Source organism: Streptosporangium sp. NPDC050855, assembly GCF_044456585.1.
Taxonomy (GTDB): Bacteria; Actinomycetota; Actinomycetes; order Streptosporangiales; family Streptosporangiaceae; genus Streptosporangium; species Streptosporangium longisporum.
The window spans coordinates 1,048,518-1,072,274 of the sequence record NZ_JBITFY010000001.1; the positions used below are offsets into that span (position 1 = coordinate 1,048,518).

The 23,757-nt window shown below is 70.6% G+C and carries 18 protein-coding genes and 1 other RNA gene; 12 read left to right on the forward strand and 7 right to left on the reverse strand.

The window, feature by feature from the left end:
- Positions 1 to 667: 667 nt before the first annotated feature.
- On the forward strand, positions 668 to 5,545 hold the full coding sequence (locus tag ACIBCT_RS04760; protein ID WP_399186018.1) for an NAD-glutamate dehydrogenase: 4,878 nt from the start codon (positions 668 to 670) through the stop codon (positions 5,543 to 5,545).
- A gap of 69 nt (positions 5,546 to 5,614) precedes the next feature.
- Here ACIBCT_RS04760 and ACIBCT_RS04765 read toward each other — a convergent pair whose 3' ends face one another.
- Positions 5,615 to 6,724: a hypothetical protein gene (locus ACIBCT_RS04765; protein ID WP_399186019.1), complete on the reverse strand. Its 1,110-nt coding sequence runs from the start codon at positions 6,722 to 6,724 to the stop codon at positions 5,615 to 5,617.
- 65 nt (positions 6,725 to 6,789) lie between these two features.
- Between ACIBCT_RS04765 and prfB the strand changes: the two genes are divergently transcribed.
- Positions 6,790 to 7,911: a peptide chain release factor 2 gene (gene prfB, locus ACIBCT_RS04770; RefSeq protein ID WP_399186020.1), complete on the forward strand. Its 1,122-nt coding sequence runs from the start codon at positions 6,790 to 6,792 to the stop codon at positions 7,909 to 7,911.
- A gap of 48 nt (positions 7,912 to 7,959) precedes the next feature.
- Here prfB and ACIBCT_RS04775 read toward each other — a convergent pair whose 3' ends face one another.
- Positions 7,960 to 8,151 (reverse strand): hypothetical protein, encoded by a 192-nt coding sequence (locus ACIBCT_RS04775; protein ID WP_399186021.1) that lies wholly within the window; start codon positions 8,149 to 8,151, stop codon positions 7,960 to 7,962.
- A gap of 236 nt (positions 8,152 to 8,387) precedes the next feature.
- On the opposite strand from ACIBCT_RS04775, the gene ftsE reads away from it, so the two are divergent.
- From ftsE to ssrA, 5 genes are all read left to right on the forward strand, one after another.
- Positions 8,388 to 9,077, forward strand: coding sequence for a cell division ATP-binding protein FtsE (ftsE, locus tag ACIBCT_RS04780; protein ID WP_012888192.1), 690 nt, complete (start codon positions 8,388 to 8,390; stop codon positions 9,075 to 9,077).
- Positions 9,078 to 9,108: 31 nt separating this feature from the next.
- Positions 9,109 to 10,020 (forward strand): permease-like cell division protein FtsX, encoded by a 912-nt coding sequence (gene ftsX, locus ACIBCT_RS04785; protein WP_344889191.1) that lies wholly within the window; start codon positions 9,109 to 9,111, stop codon positions 10,018 to 10,020.
- 89 nt (positions 10,021 to 10,109) lie between these two features.
- Positions 10,110 to 10,583: an SsrA-binding protein SmpB gene (gene smpB / locus ACIBCT_RS04790; protein ID WP_344889188.1), complete on the forward strand. Its 474-nt coding sequence runs from the start codon at positions 10,110 to 10,112 to the stop codon at positions 10,581 to 10,583.
- Positions 10,580 to 12,469, forward strand: a complete 1,890-nt coding sequence (locus tag ACIBCT_RS04795; RefSeq protein ID WP_399186022.1) for a penicillin-binding transpeptidase domain-containing protein — start codon at positions 10,580 to 10,582, stop codon at positions 12,467 to 12,469. The genes smpB and ACIBCT_RS04795 overlap by 4 nt, the downstream gene beginning before the upstream one ends.
- A gap of 123 nt (positions 12,470 to 12,592) precedes the next feature.
- Positions 12,593 to 12,977, forward strand: a transfer-messenger RNA (tmRNA) gene (ssrA, locus tag ACIBCT_RS04800).
- A gap of 216 nt (positions 12,978 to 13,193) precedes the next feature.
- On the opposite strand, the gene ACIBCT_RS04805 is transcribed toward ssrA, so the two are convergent.
- Complete coding sequence (locus ACIBCT_RS04805; protein WP_399186023.1) at positions 13,194 to 13,559, reverse strand: hypothetical protein; 366 nt, start codon at positions 13,557 to 13,559, stop codon at positions 13,194 to 13,196.
- 639 nt (positions 13,560 to 14,198) lie between these two features.
- On the opposite strand from ACIBCT_RS04805, the gene ACIBCT_RS04810 reads away from it, so the two are divergent.
- Together ACIBCT_RS04810 and ACIBCT_RS04815 are read left to right on the forward strand one after the other, a co-directional pair.
- Entirely contained in the window at positions 14,199 to 15,161 is a 963-nt protein-coding gene (locus ACIBCT_RS04810) for a hypothetical protein (protein ID WP_399186024.1), read from the forward strand.
- Positions 15,162 to 15,247: 86 nt separating this feature from the next.
- Positions 15,248 to 15,616 carry a roadblock/LC7 domain-containing protein gene (locus ACIBCT_RS04815; RefSeq protein ID WP_399186025.1) on the forward strand — a complete coding sequence of 123 codons (369 nt, stop codon included), beginning with the start codon at positions 15,248 to 15,250 and terminating at the stop codon, positions 15,614 to 15,616.
- 100 nt (positions 15,617 to 15,716) lie between these two features.
- Here the strand turns inward: ACIBCT_RS04815 and glpK are convergent, their stop codons facing one another.
- Positions 15,717 to 17,234 carry a glycerol kinase GlpK gene (gene glpK / locus ACIBCT_RS04820; protein ID WP_399186026.1) on the reverse strand — a complete coding sequence of 506 codons (1,518 nt, stop codon included), beginning with the start codon at positions 17,232 to 17,234 and terminating at the stop codon, positions 15,717 to 15,719.
- An 86-nt stretch (positions 17,235 to 17,320) separates the two neighbouring features.
- On the reverse strand, positions 17,321 to 18,151 hold the full coding sequence (locus tag ACIBCT_RS04825) for an MIP/aquaporin family protein (protein WP_399186027.1): 831 nt from the start codon (positions 18,149 to 18,151) through the stop codon (positions 17,321 to 17,323).
- 965 nt (positions 18,152 to 19,116) lie between these two features.
- Between ACIBCT_RS04825 and ACIBCT_RS04830 the strand changes: the two genes are divergently transcribed.
- From ACIBCT_RS04830 to ACIBCT_RS04840, 3 genes are all read left to right on the forward strand, one after another.
- Positions 19,117 to 19,329, forward strand: coding sequence for a hypothetical protein (locus ACIBCT_RS04830; RefSeq protein WP_399186028.1), 213 nt, complete (start codon positions 19,117 to 19,119; stop codon positions 19,327 to 19,329).
- 86 nt (positions 19,330 to 19,415) lie between these two features.
- Positions 19,416 to 19,760, forward strand: a complete 345-nt coding sequence (locus ACIBCT_RS04835; RefSeq protein WP_399186103.1) for a type II toxin-antitoxin system VapC family toxin — start codon at positions 19,416 to 19,418, stop codon at positions 19,758 to 19,760.
- A 155-nt stretch (positions 19,761 to 19,915) separates the two neighbouring features.
- Positions 19,916 to 20,983: a polysaccharide deacetylase family protein gene (locus tag ACIBCT_RS04840; protein ID WP_399186029.1), complete on the forward strand. Its 1,068-nt coding sequence runs from the start codon at positions 19,916 to 19,918 to the stop codon at positions 20,981 to 20,983.
- A gap of 100 nt (positions 20,984 to 21,083) precedes the next feature.
- On the opposite strand, the gene ACIBCT_RS04845 is transcribed toward ACIBCT_RS04840, so the two are convergent.
- Together ACIBCT_RS04845 and ACIBCT_RS04850 are read right to left on the reverse strand one after the other, a co-directional pair.
- Complete coding sequence (locus ACIBCT_RS04845; protein ID WP_399186030.1) at positions 21,084 to 21,971, reverse strand: S1C family serine protease; 888 nt, start codon at positions 21,969 to 21,971, stop codon at positions 21,084 to 21,086.
- A gap of 262 nt (positions 21,972 to 22,233) precedes the next feature.
- Complete coding sequence (locus tag ACIBCT_RS04850; RefSeq protein ID WP_399186031.1) at positions 22,234 to 23,721, reverse strand: AMP-binding protein; 1,488 nt, start codon at positions 23,719 to 23,721, stop codon at positions 22,234 to 22,236.
- Positions 23,722 to 23,757: the final 36 nt, after the last annotated feature.

Genomic DNA, 23,757 nt, shown 5'->3' on the forward strand with positions numbered 1-23,757 from the left:
GGCGGAGCACGGACCGCGAGGTCCGGCCCGCCGGGCGACAGGCCGCGGGCGAGACCGGACTCGCCCGGCTGCGCCACGACCTCTCCGGACCGACCCTGTGGGATGATCGCCGTACCGCGGTCTCGCGGGAGGGACCGGCCCTGTCCGACCGGAGGACCCGCCGTTCTCCGCAGGCTGTGGCCACGAACCGTGTTTCCCGCGTTTCCCGCGTCTCCTACCTTTCCGACGTTACCGACGTTTCCGACGACGAACCGCGGCGGCCGGCCGTGAACCCGCCGGCCCTCCACGACGGAGCGGTCACCCCGCACCGAGCGCCCCGCGTCCCGGTGCCCGAAGATCCGGGAACGCCCGGCGGCCCGGCGAGGCTCGACGGGCCGGCGGGGCTCAACAGGCCCGCAGGGCTTGGGAACCCGGCAGGGCTCACGAGGCCCACAGGTCTCGAGAACCCGGCAGGGCTCACGAGGCCGGCAGGGCTCGAAAGTCCGGAAACACCAGATGAATCAGGAACGCCGGAAGCGTTCGGCACGTCCGACACGCGGCCCGACGTGGACGTCGCGGCCCGCCCGATGCGCGCGACGGCATCACCTTCTCCGGGACGGGCACCATGAGTCCGGTCATGGATTCCCATCAGAACATGCAAAATCCCTCACAAAGGAGTGAGAGCGACATGCCGCTCGACGAGGCCAAGGACGAGCTGCTGAGGAGTGCCGCCGAGACGTGCGCGCGCACCCCGGGCAGCGACCACGCGAGCGTGGAGGAGGTGCTCGCCTTCCTGCGGCGCTACTACCGGCATGTCGCCCCGGAGGACCTGCTCGGCCGCGAGCCGGCCGAGGTGTACGGGCCGGCGCTGGCCCAGCGGCGGCTCGCCGCGACGCGCCCCCAGGGACGCGCCCTGGTGCGCGCCTCCACGCCGGAGCCGGGCGAGCACGGCCGCGACGCCGACATCTCCGTGGTGGAGATCGTCACCGACGACATGCCCTTCCTCGTCGACTCGGTGACGATGGAGCTCGACCGCCACGGCATCGCCGTCCACCTGGTCGTCCACCCGCAGATGCGGGTGCGCAGGGACATGACCGGCACGCTGCTGGACGGCGACCGGCAGGACGTCACCGGGCAGGTGCTCGCCGAGTCCTGGATGCGCCTGGAGATCGACAGGCAGTCCGACCCCGAGGTCCTCAGGCGGATCGAGACCGACCTGCAGCGCGTCCTGGAGGACGTGCGCAACGCCGTCGAGGACTTCACCAAGATGCGGGCCATCGCGCTGCGCACCGCCGAGGACGTCGAGGCCCACCCGCCGCCCCTGGACCCGGCGGGCGTGGAGGACAGCCTGGAGCTGATGCGCTGGCTGGCCGACGGGCACTTCACCTTCCTCGGCTACCGCGAGTACCGCCTGGAGGAGAGCGAGGGCGGCGACAGGCTGCACCCGCTGCCCGGGACCGGGCTGGGCATCCTCCGCCACGACAGCACCGACTCCGGAAGCTTCGCCGCGCTCCCGCCGGAGCTGCGCGCCAAGGCCCGCGAGAAACAGCAGATGCTGATCATCACCAAGGCCAACACCCGCGCCACCGTCCACCGCCCGGCCTACCTCGACTACGTCGGCGTGAAGCTCTTCGACGCCTCCGGCGAGGTCGTCGGCGAGCGGCGCTTCCTGGGCCTGTTCACCCACGTGGCCTACAACGAGTCCATCTCGCGGGTGCCGGTGCTGCGGCGCAAGCTGGCCGAGGTGCTCGTGCTCGCCGGCCTGGACGCCGACAGCCACGACGGCAAGGACCTCATCGAGATCCTGGAGACCTTCCCCCGCGACGAGCTCTTCCAGACCTCGGTGGAGCAGCTGCTGCCGATCGCGCTGGGCGTCCTGCGGCTCCGCGAGCGCAAGCAGGTCAAGCTCTTCCTGCGCCCGGACGACTACGGCCGCTACATCTCCTGCCTGGTCTACCTGCCGCGCGACCGCTACACCACCAAGATCCGCCTCAAGATGCAGGAGATCCTGCTCCGGGCGCTGGGCGGCACCTCCTTCGACTACAGCGCCATGATCGGCGAGTCGGCCCTGGCCAGGCTGCACGTGGTGGTGCGCGGCGAGCGCGGCAGGCCGCTGGCACTGGACGCGGTGAACGTCGAGGAGCTGGAGGCCAGGCTGGCCGAGGCCACGAAGTCCTGGGAGGACGACCTGGCCACCGCGATCGCCGAGCTCTGCCCCGAGCAGGACGCGCCCGCGCTGACCCGCCGCTACGCCGCGGCCTTCCCCGAGGGCTACAAGGCCGACTTCCCGCCCCGGACCGCGGTCGCCGACCTGCGCCGCCTGGAGGAGCTGGCCGCCTCCGGCGACGAGATCGGGATGAACCTGTACGAGCCCTACGACGCCTCCGAGGGGGACCGCCGCTTCAAGGTCTACCGCATCGGCGCGCCGGTCTCCCTGTCGCACGTGCTGCCGCTGCTGCAGCGGATGGGCGTGGAGGTGGTCGACGAGCGGCCGTACGCGATCGACCGGGACAACGACCCGGCCACCAAGGACGCCTGGATCTACGACTTCGGCCTGCGCCACACGCCCTCGCCCGAGGTGGACAGGGACGAGTTCAAGCGGCTCTTCCAGGACGCGTTCGGCGCCCTGTGGGCCGGGCGGGTGGAGAGCGACGGCTTCAACGGGCTCGTCCTGGCCGCCGGGCTGACCTGGGAGCAGGCCGAGATCCTGCGGGTCTACGCCAGGTACCTGCGCCAGGCCGGCACCGCGTTCAGCCAGGAGTACATCGAGCGGGTGCTGACCGGCAACGTGCGGATCGCCCGCTTGCTGGTCCGGCTGTTCGACGCCAGGCTCAACCCCCGCCGCCCGGCCGAGGTCCGCGCGGACCTGGCCGAGGCGCTGCGCGAGGAGATCCTCGCCGCCCTGGACGACGTGGCCTCCCTGGACGAGGACCGGATCCTGCGGACCTACGTGGAGATGATCGGGGCCACGCTCCGGACCAACTACTTCCAGACGGCCGACGGCGCCCGCAAGCCGTACGTCAGCCTGAAGTTCGACTCGCCGTCGATCAGCGCGCTGCCGCTGCCCCGGCCGAGGTTCGAGGTGTTCGTCTACTCGCCCCGGGTCGAGGGCGTGCACCTGCGCTTCGGCAAGGTCGCGCGCGGCGGGCTGCGCTGGTCGGACCGGATGGAGGACTTCCGCACCGAGGTGCTCGGGCTGGTGAAGGCGCAGATGGTGAAGAACACCGTCATCGTCCCCACCGGCTCCAAGGGCGGCTTCGTGGTGAAGAACCCGCCCAGGTCCGGCTCGCGCGAGGACGTGCTGGTCGAGGGCGTCGCCTGCTACCGGATGTTCATCTGCGGCCTGCTCGACATCACCGACAACCTCGTCGACGGCGCGGTGGTCCCGCCCGCCGACGTGGTCAGGCACGACGAGGACGACACCTACCTGGTGGTCGCCGCCGACAAGGGCACCGCGACGTTCTCCGACATCGCCAACGGCGTGGCCAAGGAGTACGGCTTCTGGCTCGGCGACGCCTTCGCCTCGGGCGGTTCGATCGGCTACGACCACAAGGCCATGGGCATCACCGCGCGGGGTGCCTGGGAGTCGGTCAAGTACCACTTCCGCACGATCGGCGTGGACGTGCAGACCACCGACTTCACCGTGGCCGGCATCGGCGACATGTCCGGAGACGTGTTCGGCAACGGCATGCTGCTGTCGGAGCACATCCGGCTGGTCGCCGCCTTCGACCACCGGCACGTCTTCGTCGACCCCGACCCCGACGCCGCCCGCGGCCACGCCGAGCGCGCCCGGCTGTTCGCGCTGCCGCGCAGTTCCTGGGCGGACTACGACGCCTCGCTCATCTCCGCGGGCGGCGGCGTCTGGCCCCGTACGGCCAAGTCGATCCCGGTCTCGCCGCAGATGCGCGCCGCGCTCGGCATCGACGGCGAGGTGACGTCGCTGGCCCCGGCCGACCTGATCAGCGCGATCCTGCGGGCCCCGGTCGACCTGCTGTGGAACGGCGGCATCGGCACCTACGTCCGCGCCTCCACCGAGTCCAACGCCGACGTCGGCGACAAGGCCAACGACGGCCTGCGGATCACCGCGGCCGAGCTGCGCTGCAAGGTGATCGGCGAGGGCGGCAACCTGGGCTTCACCCAGCCGGCCAGGATCGAGTTCGCGCGGGGCGGCGGGCTGGTCAACACCGACTTCATCGACAACTCCGCCGGGGTGGACACCTCCGACCACGAGGTGAACATCAAGATCCTGCTGGACCGGGCGGTCCGCGACGGCGAGCTCACCGACTCCGAGCGCAACCAGCTCTTCCTCGACATGACCGACGAGGTGGCCGGGCTCGTCCTGCGCGACAACTACGACCAGAACGTGGTGCTGGCCGCGGCCCGCGCCCAGGCCCCCGAGATGCTGCACATCCACGCCCGCCAGCTGCGCAGGCTGGAGCGGGCCGGGCTGCTCAACCGGGAGCTGGAGGCCCTGCCGTCGGACAAGATGCTCGCCGAGCGGCGCCAGGCCCGGCTCGGGCTGACCGCGCCGGAGTTCTCGGTGCTGCTGGCCTACACCAAGCTGGTCACCGACGCCGAGATCCTCGCCTCGGACCTGCCCGACGACCCCTACCTGGCCTCCTGGCTGGTCTCCTACTTCCCCTCGGCGCTGCGCGACCGGCTGCGCACCTACATGGACTCCCACCCGCTGCGCAGGGAGATCATCACCACCGGCGTGGTGAACGACCTGGTCAACTCCAGCGGGACCACCTTCATGTTCCGGCTGGGCGAGGAGAGCGGGGCCTCCAGCCCGGACATCGCCCGCGCCTACCTGGTCACCCGCGAGGTCTTCGACATGCCGAGCCTGTGGCGCCGGATCGAGGAGCTGGACAACAGGGTCGACACCGCCACGCAGATCGCGATGGAGCTGGAGGCGCGCAAGCTCGTCGAGCGGGGCACCCGGTGGCTGCTGGGCAACCGGCGCCCGCCGCTGGACCTGGCCTCCACCGTCGGCTTCTTCGCCAAGGGCATGAACGGCCTGCTGCCGCACCTGCCCAAGCTGCTGACCGGGTCGGACCTGTCGGCGTTCGAGGAGCGGCGCGACGGCTTCGTCGCCCGGGGCGTCCCGGCCGACCTGGCCGAGCGGGTGGCCGCGATGGTGCCCGCCTACTCCACGTTCGACCTGGTCGAGGTGGCCTCGCGGACCGGCCGCCCGGTGCACGACGTCGCCGAGGTCTACTTCGACCTCGCCGACCGGCTCCAGCTGGCCCGGCTGCGCGAGCGGGTGGTCGCGCTGCCCAGGGACAGCCGCTGGAACTCGATGGCGCGGGCCGCGCTCCGCGACGACCTGTACGCCGCGCACGCGGCGCTCACCCACGACGTCGTGACGCACAGCACGCCGGGGCTGTCGCCGGAGGAGCGCCTGGCGCGCTGGACCGAGGCCAACTCGGCGGCGGTCGCGCGGGCCCGGCAGACCCTGTCGGAGATCTGGGAGAGCGACACCTTCGACCTGGCGACCCTGTCGGTGGCGCTGCGTGCGATCCGCACCCTGGTGGCCACCATCAACCTGCCGCACGCCGGGGCCTGACGGCACCGGCGGGCCCCCGCCCCGCCCGGCCCTGCCCTGCCCGGCCCGGTCGGGTCGGGTCGGGCGGGGTCAGTTCCCGGTCACCTTGGTGAGACCGCCGAGGTAGCCGATGACCCTGGCCGCCCGGCCGCTGTTCCTGGCCGGGACCGTGGTCACGTACTGCTGCGTCTCCACCATGCGCAGCTCGTCGCGGATGAACCTCGCCGTGGTCAGTTCCCTGGCCTCGGGCGGGACCGGGGTGTCCGACCCGCACGGATCGACCCTGACGATCCTGGTGGTGGTCCTGATCAGGGAGTACAGGACCAGCGCGCCGCCGTCGGCGGTGCGCAGCGCGTGCACCGGGTAGTTGCTCGCGGCGAAGATCGAGTCGTAGCTCAGGCAGGCGGTCTTCTCGATCCTGGTCCTTCTGGCGATCTCGTCGGCGAAGCCGGTGGTGTGCGGGCCCTTCTCGATCAGGCCCGCCGTGAACCCGCGCTCGCCCTCCTCGGCGGAGGTCGCGTGCAGCGGGGCCATCAGCCGGGGGCTGATCACCACGGTCGTGTCCTGCGGGTCCAGGGCGGTCGCGTACCCCTCGGCGTCCCTGGCGACCTGCGGCGGGGGAGCGCCCACCTCCAGCAGCGAGGTCGAGCTGAGCTGCCAGTTCTCCCGGTCGTGGCGGACCAGCGTGAGCACGGCGGTCCTGGTCCCGCCGGAGGCGTCGGTGCGCTCCACCGTCGCGGCGAACCACGCCGGGCCGCTCTGCTCGCGCGGGACCAGCAGGCTCGGGGTGCCCCAGGTGTGGCGGGGGAGCCTTCCGGCCGAGCCGTTGAAGGCCGCCAGGGTGAGGGCCTCCTGCCCGTCGCGGGTCTGGGCCAGCAGCAGCCTCTGCTCGGCGTCCAGGCGCGGTGTGGCCGCCCCCAGCACGCCGTCGGCGCCCAGCACGCCCGCCACCGCCCTGGCCGCCTCGGCGAGCGTCACCCGGGGGGCGGGACGGGGCGTGCCGGTGGGGCCGGCCGTGGCGGTGGCCACGCCCGCCGCCCGGCTCGGCCCGGGCCGGGCCTCGCCGGAACCGGAGCACGCGGCGCCCCCCGCCACGACGGCCGACGCCAGCGCGAGGGCGAGCACGCCCCGCCGCCCGTGTCCGCGCACGTCCACCTCCCGCGCCTTCCGATGATCCCCGCCGCTCCCGATGCGGGCCATGCTAGCCATGGTGACGCAGCGGGCCGTACACGATGGGGGCCGGGGGTCGCGTACCCTTTACAGACGTGGCACTCATCGATCCGGCAGAACAGATCAACGAGCTTAGCGGGACGCTGAAAAGCATCCAGGACGTGCTCGACCTCGGCGCGATGCGCAAGCAGATCGAGGAGCTGGAGGACCAGGCCGCCGCCCCCGACCTGTGGAACGACCAGGACCGCGCGCAGAAGGTCACCAGCAGGCTCTCCTACCTCCAGGGCGAGGTCAACAGGATCGAGTCGCTGGGGCAGCGCCTGGACGACATCTCCGTCCTGTACGAGCTGGCGGCCTCCGAGGACGACGAGGACACGCTCGCCGAGGCCGAGCGCGAGCTGGTGTCCCTCAAGAGCGACATCGGCGCCCTGGAGGTCCGCACCCTGCTGTCCGGGGAGTACGACGCCCGCGAGGCGGTCGTCACGATCCAGTCGCAGGCCGGGGGCGTGGACGCGGCCGACTGGGCCCAGATGCTCCAGCGGATGTACCTGCGCTGGGCCGAGCGCCGGGGCTACCCGACGGACGTCTACGAGACCTCCTACGCCGAGGAGGCGGGGATCAAGTCGACGACCTTCACGGTCAAGGCGCCCTACGCCTACGGCACGCTCCGCGGCGAGCACGGCACCCACCGCCTGGTGCGGATCAGCCCTTTCGACAACCAGGGACGCCGCCAGACGTCGTTCGCGGGCGTGGACGTGGTGCCGGTCGTCGAGACGACCGACCACATCGACATCAACGAGGACGACCTGCGCGTCGACGTCTACCGCTCCTCCGGCCCCGGCGGCCAGGGCGTCAACACGACCGACTCCGCGGTCCGGCTGACCCACCTGCCCACCGGCATCGTGGTGTCCTGCCAGAACGAGCGCTCGCAGCTGCAGAACAAGGCGACCGCGATGGCCGTCCTGCAGGCCAAGCTCCTGGAGCGCAAGCGCCAGGAGGAGACCGCGGCGCTGAACGAGATCCGGGGCGAGTCGACCACCTCGTGGGGCACCCAGATCCGCAACTACGTGCTGCACCCGTACCAGATCGTCAAGGACCTGCGGACGGGCGCCGAGGCGGGCAACCCGAGCGCGGTGCTCGACGGCGACCTGGACGCCTTCATCGAGGCGGAGATCCGCTGGACCCGCCGCCAGGAGTCGGGCGTCGACGGAGCCTGAGACGCCTGACCGGGCCCCAGGGCCCCTCCGGGGGCCCGCACGGGCGTCTCAGGCGCCGGTGAGCCGCTCCAGGGCCAGGGTGAGGAACAGGAGCACGATCAGCGCCAGCGACACGAGCGCCGGGGTCAGGCCGCCGAAGGCGTTCTGGTGCATCCGCTCGCGGTACGCGCGGCACCGGGGGCATCTGCCCTCGGCCACCGGGTGAGCACACCCCGCGCAGACCAGGTCTTCACAGCTCATGCCGTCCTCCCTCGTCGAGGTCAGAACCACTTTATGCGGTCGTTACCGGGCGCCGAATCGTTTTGTTTCCGTTATGGACGTTCCATGCCAGTCTTCCCCCTAGACTGGGCACCGGCCAACCGGAGCTTCGGTCTGGAGACAAGACCGGGGTCCTCGGGCCGGAGAGTAGGTGGAAGTGGCCCTCTGCCACTCCTGCGACCGTCCTAACCCCTAGACTGGCATGCCGTGATGCGCCCGTGATCCATTTTGATAATGTCACCAAGGTCTACGCGAACCAGAACCGGCCCGCGTTGGACCACGTCAGCGTCGATGTCGACAAGGGCGAGTTCGTGTTCCTCGTCGGCCCCTCGGGGTCCGGGAAGTCGACCTTCCTCCGGCTGGTCCTGAAGGAGGAGCGCCCCAACTCGGGCGCGATCCACGTGGCCGGCAAGGACCTCGCCCGACTGTCCAACTTCAAGATTCCGCACCTGCGCCGCCGGATCGGATGTGTCTTCCAGGACTTCCGGCTGCTCCCCAACAAGAACGTGTACGAGAACGTCGCGTTCGCTCTGGAGGTCATCGGCAAACCGCGCCGTTTCATCCGTAAGGTGGTCCCGGAGGTCGTCGAACTCGTCGGCCTGGAGGGCAAGGCACACCGGATGCCCGACGAGCTGTCCGGTGGTGAGCAGCAGCGGGTCGCGATGGCCCGGGCGTTCGTCAACCGGCCGATGATCCTGCTGGCCGACGAGCCGACCGGGAACATCGACCCCGCGACGAGCATCGGCATCATGAAGGTGCTCGACCGGATCAACCGGACCGGCACCACGGTCGTCATGGCCACGCACGACGCGGCCATCGTCGACTCCATGCGCAAGCGGGTGGTGGAACTGGAGGACGGCAAGATCGTCCGTGACCAGTCGCGGGGCGTGTACGGCCAGGCGTACTGACACCAGGACCGGAAAGAGCGACAGGAAGAGCATGCGGGCAAACTTCATCTTCTCCGAGGTCTGGATCGGCCTCCGCCGCAATCTCACGATGACCATCGCGGTCGTCCTGAACGTGGCGATCGGCATGGCACTGCTCGGCGTGGGGCTGCTGATCAACTCTCAGATCAACGCCATGAGCGACTTCTGGACGGACAAGGTCGAGGTCTCGGTCTTCCTGTGCGACAAGAACAGCCCCTTCCCGAGCTGCAAGGGCAGCGCCGGGATCAAGGAGGAGGAGAAGGCCGAGCTCAAGGCGACCATCGAGGCCATGCCTCAGGTGCAGCAGGTCACCTTCGAGAGCGAGGCCGAGGCCTACGAGAAGTGGAAGAACGACAACAACAGCAACCCGGTCCTGATCTCCGCCATCCAGGTCGGCGACATGCCCGAGTCGTTCCGGGTCAAGCTCAAGGACCCGAACACCTACGACGCGGTGATCGAGGCGCTCAGCGGCGCCAAGGGCGTCTCCAACGTGGTCAACCAGAAGCTCCTGCTGGAGAAGGTCTTCGGGCTGATGGAGATGTTCCGCTGGGCCGCCATGCTGGTGGCGATCATCCTGGTCTTCGCCGCCACCCTGCAGATCGGCAACACGGTCAGGCTCTCGGCGTACAACCGCAGACGCGAGACCGGGATCATGCGCCTGGTGGGCGCGTCCAACCTGTACATCCAGCTCCCGTTCGTGATGGAAGGCGTCATCGCCGGTCTGCTGGGCGGTGTGGTGGCCGCGATCCTGCTGATCGTCAGCAAGGTCTTCATCTTCGACAGCGTGCAGGGCTACCTCGCCGCCGGGAACAACCAGCTCTCCTGGGAGACGGTCGCCTCGGTGATCAGCTTCACCATGGTGGTCGGCGTGGTCATCTGTGTGCTGGCCTCGTTCTTCACGCTCCGCCGCTACCTGCGGGTGTGACGCCCCCGTGTCGGCCTCCTCGGGTGTCTTAGGCGACCCCGGCGTTCTCGGACGCGGCCCGCGCGCCCGGTCACCGGTAGGCTCCAGACATGCCACGTGAGACCGGGCGGAAGGTCATCGCCCAGAACAAGCGTGCCTGGCACGATTACCACATCGAGGACACCTACGAGGCTGGTCTCGTGCTCCAGGGCACGGAGGTGAAGTCGCTGCGGCTCGGCCGCGCGTCCCTCCTCGACGGGTACGCGGTCATCAAGGATCGCGAGGCCTGGTTGATCAACGTCCACATTCCCGAGTACACCATGGGGACCTGGACCAACCACGCCGCGCGCCGAACCCGCAAGCTGCTGCTGCACCGCAAGGAGATCGAGAAGCTGATCTCCAAGACCAAGGAGGGCGGCCTGACCCTGGTGCCGCTCGCCATCTACTTCAAGGACGGCAAGGCCAAGATCGAGATCGGCCTCGCCAAGGGCAAGAAGGACTGGGACAAGCGCCAGACCCTGGCCGAGAACCAGGCCAAGCGGGAGATGGCGCGCGCGCTCCGGCACAGGAACAGGGGATCGTGAGGGGAAAGGCCCGGCGTGCCGGCGCCGCGGCGCTCGCGCTGGCGGTGACGGCTCCCATGCTGTCCGCCTGCTTCGAGGAGCCCTCCGCCCACGAGGCGGTGCGCGACTTCCTGATCGGCTGGCAGACGGGCGACTACGAGTACGCGGCCCGGCGTACGGACGGCGACGAGAAGACGGTCGGCAAGGCGCTGGAGAACGCCTCGTTCGACCTCGACGCCGCGTCGTTCCGCTTCACCATCACCGGGATGCGCCGCGCCGCCGACCAGGTCGAGGCCGACTTCGACGCCGAGGTGGACCTGGGGGAGAACAACCCGCTCTGGGAGTACCAGGGCAAGATCCCGCTCCACCTGGTCGACGGCCGCTGGAAGGTGCGCTGGTCGCCCAGCGTGCTGCACCCCAAGCTCGCCGAGGGGCAGCGCTTCGCGGTGGACGTCGATCCCGAGGGACGCCAGCCCATCCTCGACCGCAACCGCGACCCCCTCCAGGAGAAGGCCGTCCTGCACGTGGCGCAGGTGGTCCCGGCCAACCTCAAGGACGGCGAGGCCGAGAAGCTCTGCGAGCGGCTCTCCAGGATCACGGGCTTCCCGCAGGACCGGCTGCTCAGCCGGATCCGCTCGGCGCCGCCCAACGTGCAGGTGCCGCTGGTGACCTTCGGCCGTACCCGGTTCGGGCAGCTCAGCGCCGACCTGCGGGCCGTCCCCGGCATCACCCTCACCGAGCAGGAGCAGGAGCTCGCGCCGGCCTCGCCCAGGGAGATCGTCGGCACCGTCACCGCCGTGACCCAGGAGGCGGTGCAGCAGCTCGGCGGCCCGCAGCGGGCCGGGGACACGGTCGGCAAGACGGGGCTGCAGAAGGCGTACCAGGAGCACCTGACCGGTTCGACCGACACGCGCGTGATCACCGTCGACCTGAAGACGCTCAAGGAAGTGGCCGAGCTCAAGAAGTGGCAGCCCGACCGGTCCACCGCACCGGTGCAGACCACGCTCGACCGTGCCCAGCAGAAGGCGGCCGACGCCGCGCTGCTGGGCGGCCCCCCCGGCATGCTGGTGGCCGTCCAGGCCTCCACCGGTGACATCCGGGCGGTGGCCAGCACCGAGGAGTACAACCAGGAGAGGCACGCGCTCGCCGGGAAGTTCTCCCCGGGCACCGCGTTCTCCATCATGTCGGTCGGCGGCATGGTCAAGGCGCAGATCGACCCCAAGCAGAAACTGTCCTGCCCGGCCGACCGGAGCGTCGGCGGCGCCTCGTTCCACCAGGAGGGCTCGCCCGCCGGGACCTCGCCGACGCTGCAGGCCAACTTCGCCAACGGCTGCGTGACCGCGCTCGCGTCGCTGGCCCGCAGGATCGACGGCGCGGACCTGGCCGAGGAGGCGGCGAAGTTCGGCATCGGGGCGAAGTGGAGCCTGCCGCTGAAGGCGTTCAGCGGGGTGACGCGGCCGCTCACCGGCGACGCCGCCACCGCCAAGGCCATCGCCGGGCAGAACGTCCTGGTCAGCCCGCTGTCCATGGCGCTGGTCGCCGGAGCCGTGGCGTCGGGCACCTGGCGTCCCCCGGTGCTGGTCACCGACCCCAAGACCACCGACCCCACGACCGACGCCGAGCCGACCAGGCCGCCCGACCCGATCAAGCTGGACGACAGGACGGTCAAGACCCTGCGCACCTTCATGCGCGCCGGGGTGACCACGGGATCCGCCCGCGCCGCCGCGGCGCTCGGCGACCCCGTCCACGGCATCGCGGCCGCCGCGCTGCAGAAGCGCAAGCCGTACGCGTGGTTCGTCGGCTGGCAGGGTGACGTGGCCGTGGCGGTGCTCACGCAGAGCTCCGACCCGTCCGCGGGCGCGACCGTCGCGGGACGGTTCTTCCAGGGGCTGCAGGCCACTCCCTGAACCCGGAACCCGGGCCCGCTCCCGGGTTCCGGCGCGTCGGCGGGAATTCGATTGGCGTTGACCCCGTTGTAACGGGTATCTTCGGATGGCTCGGCCCCGCGGGGACGAGTTGAAAACTCAACAGGGGGTGACTGGTTTCGACTTTGGCTTTGCAAGCCAGGTGAAGCGGGTCGAGGACTGCGGACATAACCTCGTTAACACTGTGACCGCGACCAATAAGTGCCAATAAGACGCACTCCGAAGTCAGCCAGGGCAACCTGGCACTCGCCGCCTAAGCAGCGAGTGACTTCTGCCGGCCCGGGAGCGCCTCCGGCCCGGATCCGGCATCGCTAGGAGGCTCAACCGATCGACCCGGCCACGGGGAAGATCGGGAAATCAAACAGTGGCTGAGCCCGTCGGCGTCTTGCCTGTGTGATCGCCGGGGCTGAGAAAAGCACAACAGGCTGCACCCGGAGAAGCCCTGTCTTGGAGTTGAAGGACGCGGGTTCGATTCCCGCCACCTCCACCCCCGTTCCGCGTTCGAACGCGCGGAACAGATCGCCCGAGGGCGGTCGGAGCGGCCTCGGCGCCGTCCCGGCCGCCCTTGGTCTTTCTCCGGCTCCGGCGAATCCTCGCCCGGCCGCCCTTCGAGGACCCGCCGGTCCTTCGAGGATCACCGTGGTGCCGGCCCGGGGACGTTCGGGTGATCGCCGCCTCGGACGTGTCCCCGTGGCGGACGGCCACGCTAGACGGTGAGGGCGCCCTCGATACGGCGCAGGTGGTGCCGGGCCAGGGCCAGGTTGGCGCGCTCGCGGTCGAGCACCAGGTACAGGAAGATGTGGCCGCCGCTGTCCGACAGGAGCCGGATGATGTGGTACTGCCGGGCCAGGGTGATCAGGATGTCCTCGACGGTGTCGTCGATGTTCAGCGCGGACAGCGTCCGGACCTTGGCCCGGACGACCTCGGTGTTCCCCGCCGCCGCGACCTCCAGGTTCAGGCCCCGGTCTCCTCCGGTGGTGCCCAGGCACATGCCGCTTTCGTAGTCGACCAGCGCCGCGCCGATCGCGCCGTCGATCGCCATGGTTTCCTTGAGAGCGGTCTCGATGTTCATGAACTTCTTCCCCACGATCGCGTGTGCCCCGACGTCTCGCCCGGCGGACCTTTCGGTCGTACCGAGGAGATCGTTTGTGACGGTAGATACGTAAAGTACACTCATTTACTACCGTTAGTGAAGTGTCATATGCTTTAGTACCGGATACAAGGGTCTATTGGGGGACATATGCCCCACCATGTGACCTGAGTGTGATCCGTTCCGTCCACGGGGCAGGGGTGGCGGGCCGGTCGTCCACGGGGTGCCTTCCGGACGTCCGCCGGTGCGCGGTGCGGTGTCCGTGACGTCGTCCTCCCGGGGCGGTGTGCCCGGGGAGAGTCGAGGGAGAACGCAGTGGTGAGGACCGGCCCGCTTTTCACACGTGATCGGCTCGCCCGCGGCGATCAGGGCCGGGGGTGATCCCGTGCCGTCGCCGGTCGTGGCCCAGCCGTTGCCGTCCCGTGGAGCGGCCTGTCGCTCCCGCCTCGCGCATGCGATGACGGCATGACCGCGGGAGAGCTCCCGGAGCCCGGCGAGACCGCGGGACCCGGGACCGCGGAGCCCCGGACCGCAGAGCCCGGGACCATGGGACCCGAGGCCGTGGGGCCCGTGAACGGGGAACCCGAGGCCGTGGCATCCGGAAGCGAGGGGCCCGCGACCGTGGAGCCCGCACGCGTGGGGTCCGCGTCCCCGGTCACCGCGGCCGTGGGCGGGGTCCGGGAGCCCGGGACGGTCGCGAGGATCGACGAGTTCCTGCCGCGCTTCGCGCGCGAGAGGTTCTCCGGGGTGCTGCGCGTCGACGGAGGCCCGGGTGGCGCGATCTGGATGAGGGACGGCCTCGTGGTGGCCGCCACGACCCCCGCCGCCCCGGGCCCGGAGTCGCTGCTGCTGCGCTCGGGCCGGATCTCGGAGCAGGACTGGACCGAGGCGTATGCCGTCGGTGCCCCCGCCGACCGGCTGGCCGCGGAACTGGCCGGCCGTGGTGCCATCGGCGTCGCGGGCCTGGAGGCGGTCTGCCTGGCCGCGACCTTCGACGCGGTCTTCGCCATGGCCCTGTACGGGATCGAGTCCTGCCGCGCCGAGCCCGCGGGCGCGGGGGACCGGCTGCCGCTGCTCCCGGTCCTGCCGGGGATCGAGGCCGGGCGGCTGCTGCGCGAGACCGCCCGCCGCATGGAGTACGTGGCGGCCTGGCGACGGCTCGGCATGTCCATGCGGATCAGGCCCGTGCCCCCGGCTGTTCCCGTGCCCACCCTGCTGGGATCCGACCGTATCCGGCGTGCCGTCATGGAGCGGGCCAACGGCCGCCGGACACCACGCGACATCGCGTTCGTGCTGGGCAAGGGACTGTTCGCGGTGATGAGCGAGATCGCCAGGATGGTCGAGGAGGGCGTGCTCGACCTCGGTGCTCCCGGATCCGCGCCGGGCGGGAACGCCCCGGCGCCGGAGCCGGCCGGAGCGGATCCGGGCGGTCCCGCCGACCTGCCGCGCCGCCGTCCGGGCACCAGCAGGATCAACGAGGTGCTGGCCGCCGCGGGGGGAGGGCCGATCGCCTCCCGGCCCCTGCTGGCACTGCGGTCCCTGCCCCGGCAGTGGGCGGACGACGCCGGCCCGGCCGGTGAGTGAGGGATCCCCGCGACCCGCCGGGCGGCACCCCGCCGTCCTTCTCTCCCCGGGCCTCTGGCTCCGGGGCCGCACGCTGGAGGTGTCCGATGGGTAGGCAAGAGGTTCTCGCCGAGCTGAAGCTGCTGCGCGAGCAGGTGGCCGGTGTGCTGGAGACGGCCGTCGCGTCGGTGGACGGGCTGCTCGTCGCGGCCGACAGCGAGGGTGACAGGCCCGAGGTGCTGGCCGCCCTGGCCGCCGCCTCCCTGGGACTGGGCAAGCGCACCGGCCACGAGGTCGGCATGGGGGAGCTGCGCGAGGTGGTGACCCGGTGCCGGAGCGGGTACATCGTCGTCTACGCCGTCCGCCAGGCGGCGCTGCTGGTCGTGCTCGCCGACGAGGGGCTGGACGTGGCCCGGCTGCACGTGGAGTCGCGTCCCACGGTGGAGCGGCTGGGCGCGATGCTCGCCGGAGCCTGACGCGGGCGCCCCCGGTACCCGTCCCGGCCGCAGCCCCGGCCCCTGGGAACGCCGGCCCGGTCCCCGGGAGGACCGGACCGGCCATGGGGCCCGGGACCGCTCAGGAGACGTCGACCCAGTCCAGGGTGCGCTGGACGGCCTTCTTCCATCCGGCGTACCCCTCCGCCCGCTGCTCCTCGGACCAGGTCGGCTCCCAGCGCCGGCCCTCGTTCCAGTTCTGCTTGAGCTCGTCGGTCGACTTCCAGAACCCGACCGCCAGCCCGGCCGCGTAGGCGGCCCCCAGGGCGGTCGTCTCGGCCACCACGGGCCGGGAGACCGGTACGCCGAGCACGTCGGCCTGGATCTGCATGCACAGGTCGTTGGCGGTGACGCCGCCGTCCACCCGCAGGACGTCGAGGGTGACGCCCGAGTCCTCCCGCATCGCCTCGACCACGTCGCGGCTCTGGTAGCAGATCGCCTCCAGGGTGGCCCGCGCCAGGTGGGCGTTGTTGTTGAAGCGGGACAGGCCCACCACGGCGCCCCGGGCGTCGGAGCGCCAGTACGGCGCGAAGAGCCCGGAGAAGGCCGGGACGAAGTAGACGCCGCCGTTGTCCTCGACCTGCCGGGCCAGCGCCTCGCTCTGCGCCGCCCCGGAGATGATGCCGAGCTGGTCGCGCAGCCACTGCACGGCCGAACCGGTCACCGCGATGGAGCCCTCCAGCGCGTACACCGGGGCGTCCTCGCCGAAGCGGTAGCAGACGGTGGTGAGCAGGCCGTTCTGGGAGCGTACGAGCTCGGTGCCGGTGTTGAGCAGCAGGAAGTTGCCGGTGCCGTAGGTGTTCTTGGCCTCGCCGACCTCGAAGCAGACCTGCCCGACGGTGGCGGCCTGCTGGTCGCCGAGGTCGCCCGACAGCGGCACCTCGCCGCCCAGCGGCCCGCCCGGCCGGGTGGTGCCGTACAGGCCGGGGTGGGAGGAGGGCTTGATGGCCGGCAGCATCGAGCGGGGGATGCCGAAGAACGACAGCAGCTCGTCGTCCCAGTCGAGCGTCTCCAGGTCCATCAGCATCGTGCGGCTGGCGTTGGTGGGGTCGGTGACGTGCACGCCGCCGTCGACGCCGCCGGTGAGGTGCCACAGCAGCCAGGTGTCGGTGTTGCCGAAGATCGCGTCCCCGGCCTCGGCGGCCTGGCGCACCCCGTCGACGTTCTCCAGGATCCACTGGATCTTGCCGCCGGAGAAGTACGTCGCCGGGGGCAGGCCCGCCCTGCGGCGGATGACGTCGCCCCTGCCGTCGCGGTCCAGGGCGGAGGCGATCCGGTCGGTGCGGGTGTCCTGCCAGACGATCGCGTTGTGGTACGGCCGCCCGGTCCTGCGGTTCCAGACCACGGCGGTCTCGCGCTGGTTGGTGATGCCGAGCGCGGCCAGGTCGGAGGCGGTCAGGCCGGCCCGGGCGAGCGCGGTCTCGATCACCGCCCTGGTCCGCTCCCAGATCTCGACGGGGTTGTGCTCGACCCACCCGGCGCGGGGCAGGATCTGCTCGTGTTCGAGCTGGTGACGTCCTATCTCGTTACCGCCGTGATCGAAGATCATGAAGCGGGTGCTCGTCGTTCCCTGGTCGACTGCTCCGACGAAATCAGGCATTGACGGTGCCTCCTCTGTGAGACTCTCCGGGGGGATCGGCTGCTCTCCTGTGGCTGTTCCCGGCCGCGGCCGGTGTTCCGCGCCCGTCAGGCGACGTCGCGCGCCTCGTCGGACGGCATCCGCCCCACCTCGAGTTCGGCCTCCTCGGGAGGGAGGAACCTGGCCACCAGGGCCTGGTACAGGAACGCCCCGAGCAGGCCTCCGATGAGGGGCGCCACGATGGGCACCCAGAAGTAGAGCTGACCGTACTGATCCTGCCAGGCGGTCTCGTACCCGGTGAGGAACGACGCGAGCCGCGGGCCGAAGTCCCGGGCGGGGTTGATGGCGTAGCCGGCGTTGGTGCCCCAGGCCATGCCGATGGCCACGACGATCAGGCCGATGATGAACGGCGCCAGGTTGGCCACCGGCGCGGTGTTGCGCGCGTCGGAGACGGCCAGGACGAGCAGGAGCAGGATCGCGGTGCCGATGATCTGGTCGCGGAAGGCGCCCCAGGTGCCGACGGGGAGGGTTCCGTTGCCCGGCAGGGTGGAGAAGACCCCCTGGGTCTTGATGGTGAGACCGGGGTCGGCCTTGTGCAGCACCTCGGTGTAGTTGAGGCGGACGATGAGCGCCGCCACGAACGCGCCCAGGGTCTGCGCCAGCGCGTACGGCAGCACCTTGCGCCAGGAGAAGCCCTTGAAGACGGCCAGCGCGAGGGTGACGGCGGGGTTGAGGTGCGCGCCGCTGGTGCGGGCCGCGACGTAGACGCCCAGCGTCACGCCGATCCCCCAGGCCCAGGCGATGCTGTCGTGGTCGCCGATCTCGGCCGCGGCGACCTGGGCCACCACGCCCGCCCCGAAGAGGATGAGGATCAGGGTGCCCGCGAACTCGGCCGCCAGCTCCCCGAGAAGACCGGGCTTCTTCAGGCGCTCCGTCATCTGTCCCCCTCACGAATGCCGCTCGGATTCCCGGAACGTAAGCGCCAGACGCAAGGTCGTCAACGGTGATGTGACACGATTGTTGAATAATGGTCAGGAACATACGCTTCCTGCGACAGTGACGAAATATCGGGAAGGGCCCTTCACCTGGGCCGTGTTCACCGGGTGACATGTCCTTACGTACTGATTTTTCCGTCTTACTTACTTCTGTCACCTGGGGACGGCCGAGCCCGCGGGCCCGTTCCCTCTCTTCCGCCCGGTTCGTGCCGAGGGGTGTGCGTCAGCGTGTCCGGCCTTCGTCGGGAGGCGATCGGCGGGCGGGCCCGTATGCCGGGCGGGCATCCGCCCCGGCCCCTTGCCGACCTCGACCGAGCACCGGCACCGGCCTTCCCGGGCAGGGCTCGCCGCCGTTGAACGGCTCATCCACGCCCACCGGCGCCCCTGCGCGCCCGCCCGACGTGCCGGGTTGTGGCCACCGCTGCTCGCCGACGCTCTGATGGCCGATCATTTCGTCCCGCGATGACGTCCTCGTGACCCGAGCCGCCGAGCGTGGGTCTGTCCAGTAAACGACTTTGTCTCGTATTCGGCTCTGGCTCACTTTCGGTGGTAATGAAATGTGCGCATTGAGCCGACGTCTCGGAGCCGGGCGGTCTCCTCATCGGATGCCTGTGAGGCCACGCGGTCGCCCATGAACCTGCTCGCCGAACCACGCCACGACACCGTCCCGACCGGCTGATTCGTCCTGAGCGCATCCTCATCACCTATGACCACGCTCGGTCGGTGGCCTTCGAAGATCTTCTGGTGCGGGTAGGCCGGAGGGCGGTGCACATGTGATACATGTCCCACGAGCCCCGGTGTCTCTCGTCGATCGGGTGTGGGCCTCTCCCTTTCCCCCGCGAGAGTCGCCATCGGCTCGTTGAAGGTAACTCCTGGGTCCGACCGTGACAGGGTCGTACACTGCGGTTATGGGCGCGATGCGTGAGGAACTCCATCTGCTGGTCGACGAGTTGCCGGAAAGCCGGGTGCTGCCGGTGCTCGCGCTCGTCAGGGACAACGTCTCGTCGGCCCGTCGGCGGGAGAAGGCCGCGGCGGCACTGGAAGGCATCCGAGACCGGATGCGAGGGGTGACCGGAGTGGACGAGGAACTGGACCGGCTTCGAGACGAGTCGCGTGGCTGACGCTTACATCGTCGACACCGGCGTCTTCCTTCGGTGGTTCGTCGATCAGTCCGGTTGAGCATGCTCGTGAGGTTCAGGAGGCTTTCCTGGATGATCTCGTCATGCTGGAGACAGCGGACTTCGCCCGGATCGAAGTGGCCGGAGTGCTCCGTGAGAAAGGGCTCCTGGCGGGGCGACTGACGCCGGAGGAGTTCGCGATGGCCGTACGTGTCATCGATGATCTCGGTGTGACGGTTCACCCGGTCGGTGCCGATCACTTGGAGCGGGCTGCCGGGTTGGCCGTACGGCTGACACTGCGTATGTACGATGCCGTCTTTGCCCAGTTGGCACTCGACCGTGGAATTCCTCTGCTCACGACGGACGTCAAGCTCTGTCATGCGCTCGAAGGCGTGGTGAAGGCCGAACCGCTCCGAGGCGTGGCAGAGGCCTGACCTGGTCTGTCCACCGAGGCCAGCCCTTCGGGATCGCGGGCCGGGGATCCCGAAGCGCCGATGGGAGCCGCAGCGCGAACCTTTGCCCCTCCTGGAGATCGAGCCGCAGGTCAGAGGGGATGACAAGCGTATCGTCGGTGCGCTTGGAGGATTCGATGGGCCGTTGTGGAATGGGCAGGGCCGGTGTGGTGGCCGTCGTGGCCGGGACAGTGCTGGCCGGATGCTCATCGGGTCAGGACGAGGGGGGCGCGCAGAAGGCGCAGGTGGAGTCCACGTCCAACGCGTCGGCCGCCGCGGCCTCGCGGGCGAACGCCCTGAAGGCGAAGGCGCAGGCCGCCGCCAAGGTCAGGGCGAACGAGCTGGGCCAGGTGCCCGTGCTCATGTACCACCGGGTGGTCGACAAGCCCACCACGCAGGACGACCGTACCCCCGCGCAGTTCCGGGCCGAGCTGGAGCGGCTGGCCAGGGAGGACTACGTGCCGGTCACGGCGGCCGAGTTCGTCTCCGGGCGCATCGACATCCCGGCGGGCAAGCACCCCGTCGTGCTCACCTTCGACGACTCCTCGCCCACGCAGTTCGAGCTGGACGGGATGGGCGTCCCCAAGGCGAACACCGCCGTGGCGATCCTGCAGGACGTGGCCAAGACCCACCCGGGGTTCCGCGCGGTCGGGACGTTCTACATCACCCGCGACATGTTCGGCAAGGCGACCCCCGAGGAGGGGGCGCAGCTGCTCCTCTGGCTCACCCAGCAGGGCTTCGACGTGGGCAACCACACCCGCGACCACCTCAACCTGGGCGGCAAGGCGAAGAAGCGGGTGTACGAGGAGGTGGCGGCGGGCCACCGGCTCATCACCGACCTGATCAAGACGCCCCCGTCCACGCTGGCGCTGCCGTACGGCAACCAGCCCGACGGCAAGGAGTGGGGCCAGAAGGGGAGGGCCGGTGACGTCTCCTACGACTACGGAGGCGTCTTCCTCGCCGGGTACACGCCCGCGATGTCGCCGTTCAACAAGAAGTTCGACCCGCTCGGCATCCCGCGCATCCGCTCGATGGACAAGAAGGGCGACTGCGCCAAGTTCTGCTCCACCGCCTGGCTCGACTGGCTGAAGGCGAACCCCGACGAGCGCTACACCTCCGACGGTGACGCCCAGACGGTGGCCTTCCCCAAGTTCAAGGCGCCCTTCGTGTCCAAGACGTTCACCGAGCGGCTCCTGCCCTACTGATCCACACCGATCCACCACCCGCCCCGTCCGGGGCGGGTGAGCCGTCGACCGAGGGCCTCGCCTACGCGCCGCCACCGCCCGCCCCCGCGCGGGGCGGGCCTCAGCCTCCGGAGAGCTCCTCCAGGGGGACGGAGATGGTGCTCCTGCTCCCGTCGGGGCGCAGGATCTCGACCTTGGCGTCCTCGCCGGGCCGCAGGGTGGCCAGGATGGTCGACAGGTCCTGGGTGGCCGAGGTGGGCCTGCCGTCGATCGAGACGATCAGGTCACCGGCCTTGAGCCCGGCCCGTTCGGCGCCGCTGTTCCTCAGCACCCGCACGACGCCGACCCCGGCGGGCTGCCCGTTCATGTCGATCACGGTCCGTACGACGACGCCGAGCGTGGCCCGGCGGGTGTTGGTGACCCTGCCGTCCTTGACGATCTGGGCGGCGATGTCCTTGACGGTGTTGGACGGGATCGCGAAGCCGATGCCCGGGGCCTGGGCGTTGTCCAGCTCGGGGTTGACGGCGGTCAGCGTCGGCACGCCGATGACCTCGCCCGACAGGTTGACCAGCGCGCCGCCGCTGTTGCCCGGGTTGATCGGGGCGGAGGTCTGGATGGCCCCGCTGATCGTGGCTCCCGCCTTCCCGTTGCTCTCGGGCTCGCTGACCGTGCGGCCCAGCGCGGAGATGATCCCCTCGGTGACGCTGCCGGACAGGCCCAGCGGGTTCCCCATGGCCATCACGACCTGGCCGACGCGCAGCCGCGAGGAGTCCCCGAAGACGACGGGCCTGAGCCCGCTGGGGTCGTCCACCTTGATCACGGCCAGGTCGCCCAGCTCGAAGGAGTCGACCAGCCTGGCCGTCCGCGGCATGCCGCCCGTGGCGAGCGTGACCTCGAAACGGCGGGAGGACCCGACCACGTGGGCGTTGGTGATGATGTGCCCCAGCGTGTCGTACACGACCCCGGAACCGAGGTCGTCGCCGGTGGTGATCTGCACGACCGACGGCATCACCCGGGTGATGGTCCGCTCGTAGGCGTTCTCCAGGTTCCCCGGGTCGCTCCCCGGGGTTCCGGGTGAGGGCCCCCGAGGACTCGCGGGGGAGTCCTCGGCCGAGGCCCCGGGGGACGCCGGTGCCGGTGACCCCGGGGAGGCGGCCATTTCGGCGGGCCGCGGCCCCCGTTCCGTGCCGCAGCCCGCGAGCGCGACCGCGGTTGCCGCCAGTAGTGCGACGCTTGTCTGTGATGCCCCCATACAGGGGTATATCCCCAGCTCAGGCTGGAAGATACTCCTCCCGGAGGGTGCTGCGGCTGAGCTTGCCCGTGGGGGTGCGGGGCAGCCGGTCGCGGTACTCGATCACCCGGGGGTGCTTGAGGCGGGCCAGCCGGGGCGCGCAGTGGGCCAGCAGCTCGCCGGTGAGCTCCGGGCCGGGCGTGGCCCCGGGCGCGGGCTGGACCAGCGCGACGACGCGGTGCCCCCACTCCGGGTCCGGCACGCCGATCACGGCCACGTCCGCCACCGAGGGGTGCTCCTGCAGCACCGCCTCGACCTCGGCCGGGTAGATGTTGACCCCGCCGGAGATGATCAGGTCGGTCCGCCGGTCGCAGAGGAACAGGTAGCCCTCCTCGTCCAGGTAGCCGATGTCGCCGGGCGTGTAGAGGCGGCCGCGCATCGCCGAGGCGGTCTTGGACGGGTCGCGATGGTACTCGAAGCGGTTGATGCCGCCGATGTAGACCAGGCCGGGCTCGCCCGCGGGCAGCTCGGCGCCGTCCTCGCCGACGATCGTGAACTCCAGGCCGTCGACCGCCCGGCCGACCGTGCCGGGCCGCTCCAGCCACTCGGCCGAGGAGACCATGGTGGCCACGGCGGCCTCGGTCGAGCCGTAGTACTCCCACAGCACCGGGCCGAGCCAGTCGATCATCGCCCGCTTGGTCGCGGGCGGGCAGGGCGCGGCGCCGTGGTACAGGTGCGTCAGGGACGACAGGTCGTACTTCGTCCTGACCGGCGCGGGCAGCGCCAGCAGCCGGTGGAACATGGTCGGCACCATGAACGCGTTGGTCACCCGGTGCCGCTCGACGAGCGCCAGGGTCTCCTCGGCGTCGAACCGCTCGGTCACCACGACGGTGTGGCCGAACTGCAGGGCCATCATCGCCTGCCCGTACGGGGCGGAGTGGTACAGCTGCGACAGCAGCAGGTGGACCCCGTCGGAGGGCAGCCCGAAGTGCCGCCAGCTCTTGCGCATCAGGATCGGGTGGAGATCCTCCGGGCTCAGCTCCAGCAGCCGCCGCCGCACACCCTTGGGCCTGCCGGTGGTGCCGGAGGTGTAGAGCATCATCGACCCGGCCCTGCGCCCCTCGGGCGGGCCGGCCGGCCGTCCCTCGGCCAGGTCGGAGGTCTCGACGAACCCGCCCGGCACCGCGTGCCCGTACCGCTCGGAGCCCACCACCGTCCGCGCCGCGCAGTCGGCGACGATGTAGCCGATCTCCTCGGCGGTGTAGTGCCAGTTGACCGGGACGTGGTACACGCCGATCTGGTACGTGGCCAGCATCATCGTGATCGCGTCGATGCCGTTGGGCAGGACCGTCACGACGGTGTCACCGGGCCGGGTGCCGCGTGCCAGCAGGCCGTGCGACACCCGGTTGACCCTCTCGTGCAGCTCGCCGTAGGTCACGGTGACGTCCGCGACGACGGCGGTGCGCCCGGGGTCGGCATTCGCGATCTCGTAGAAGCCCCTCATGGCGGCGACCTTACAGAACGACATTCTGTTCATGGAAGGGGAAGCGCGGTCACCTGGGCT

Coding starts and splice junctions, on each gene's coding strand:
- ACIBCT_RS04850 (WP_399186031.1), bottom strand. CDS start 23,721: ATGTCGTTCTGTAAGGTCGCCGCCATGAGGGGCTTCTACGAGATCGCG.
- ACIBCT_RS04815 (WP_399186025.1), top strand. CDS start 15,248: ATGGGTAGGCAAGAGGTTCTCGCCGAGCTGAAGCTGCTGCGCGAGCAG.
- ACIBCT_RS04760 (WP_399186018.1), top strand. CDS start 668: ATGCCGCTCGACGAGGCCAAGGACGAGCTGCTGAGGAGTGCCGCCGAG.
- ACIBCT_RS04775 (WP_399186021.1), bottom strand. CDS start 8,151: ATGAGCTGTGAAGACCTGGTCTGCGCGGGGTGTGCTCACCCGGTGGCC.
- smpB (WP_344889188.1), top strand. CDS start 10,110: ATGCCACGTGAGACCGGGCGGAAGGTCATCGCCCAGAACAAGCGTGCC.
- ACIBCT_RS04830 (WP_399186028.1), top strand. CDS start 19,117: ATGGGCGCGATGCGTGAGGAACTCCATCTGCTGGTCGACGAGTTGCCG.
- ACIBCT_RS04765 (WP_399186019.1), bottom strand. CDS start 6,724: ATGGCCCGCATCGGGAGCGGCGGGGATCATCGGAAGGCGCGGGAGGTG.
- ACIBCT_RS04825 (WP_399186027.1), bottom strand. CDS start 18,151: ATGACGGAGCGCCTGAAGAAGCCCGGTCTTCTCGGGGAGCTGGCGGCC.
- ftsX (WP_344889191.1), top strand. CDS start 9,109: ATGCGGGCAAACTTCATCTTCTCCGAGGTCTGGATCGGCCTCCGCCGC.
- ACIBCT_RS04805 (WP_399186023.1), bottom strand. CDS start 13,559: ATGAACATCGAGACCGCTCTCAAGGAAACCATGGCGATCGACGGCGCG.
- ACIBCT_RS04840 (WP_399186029.1), top strand. CDS start 19,916: ATGGGCCGTTGTGGAATGGGCAGGGCCGGTGTGGTGGCCGTCGTGGCC.
- ACIBCT_RS04845 (WP_399186030.1), bottom strand. CDS start 21,971: ATGCCGTCGGTCGTGCAGATCACCACCGGCGACGACCTCGGTTCCGGG.
- glpK (WP_399186026.1), bottom strand. CDS start 17,234: ATGCCTGATTTCGTCGGAGCAGTCGACCAGGGAACGACGAGCACCCGC.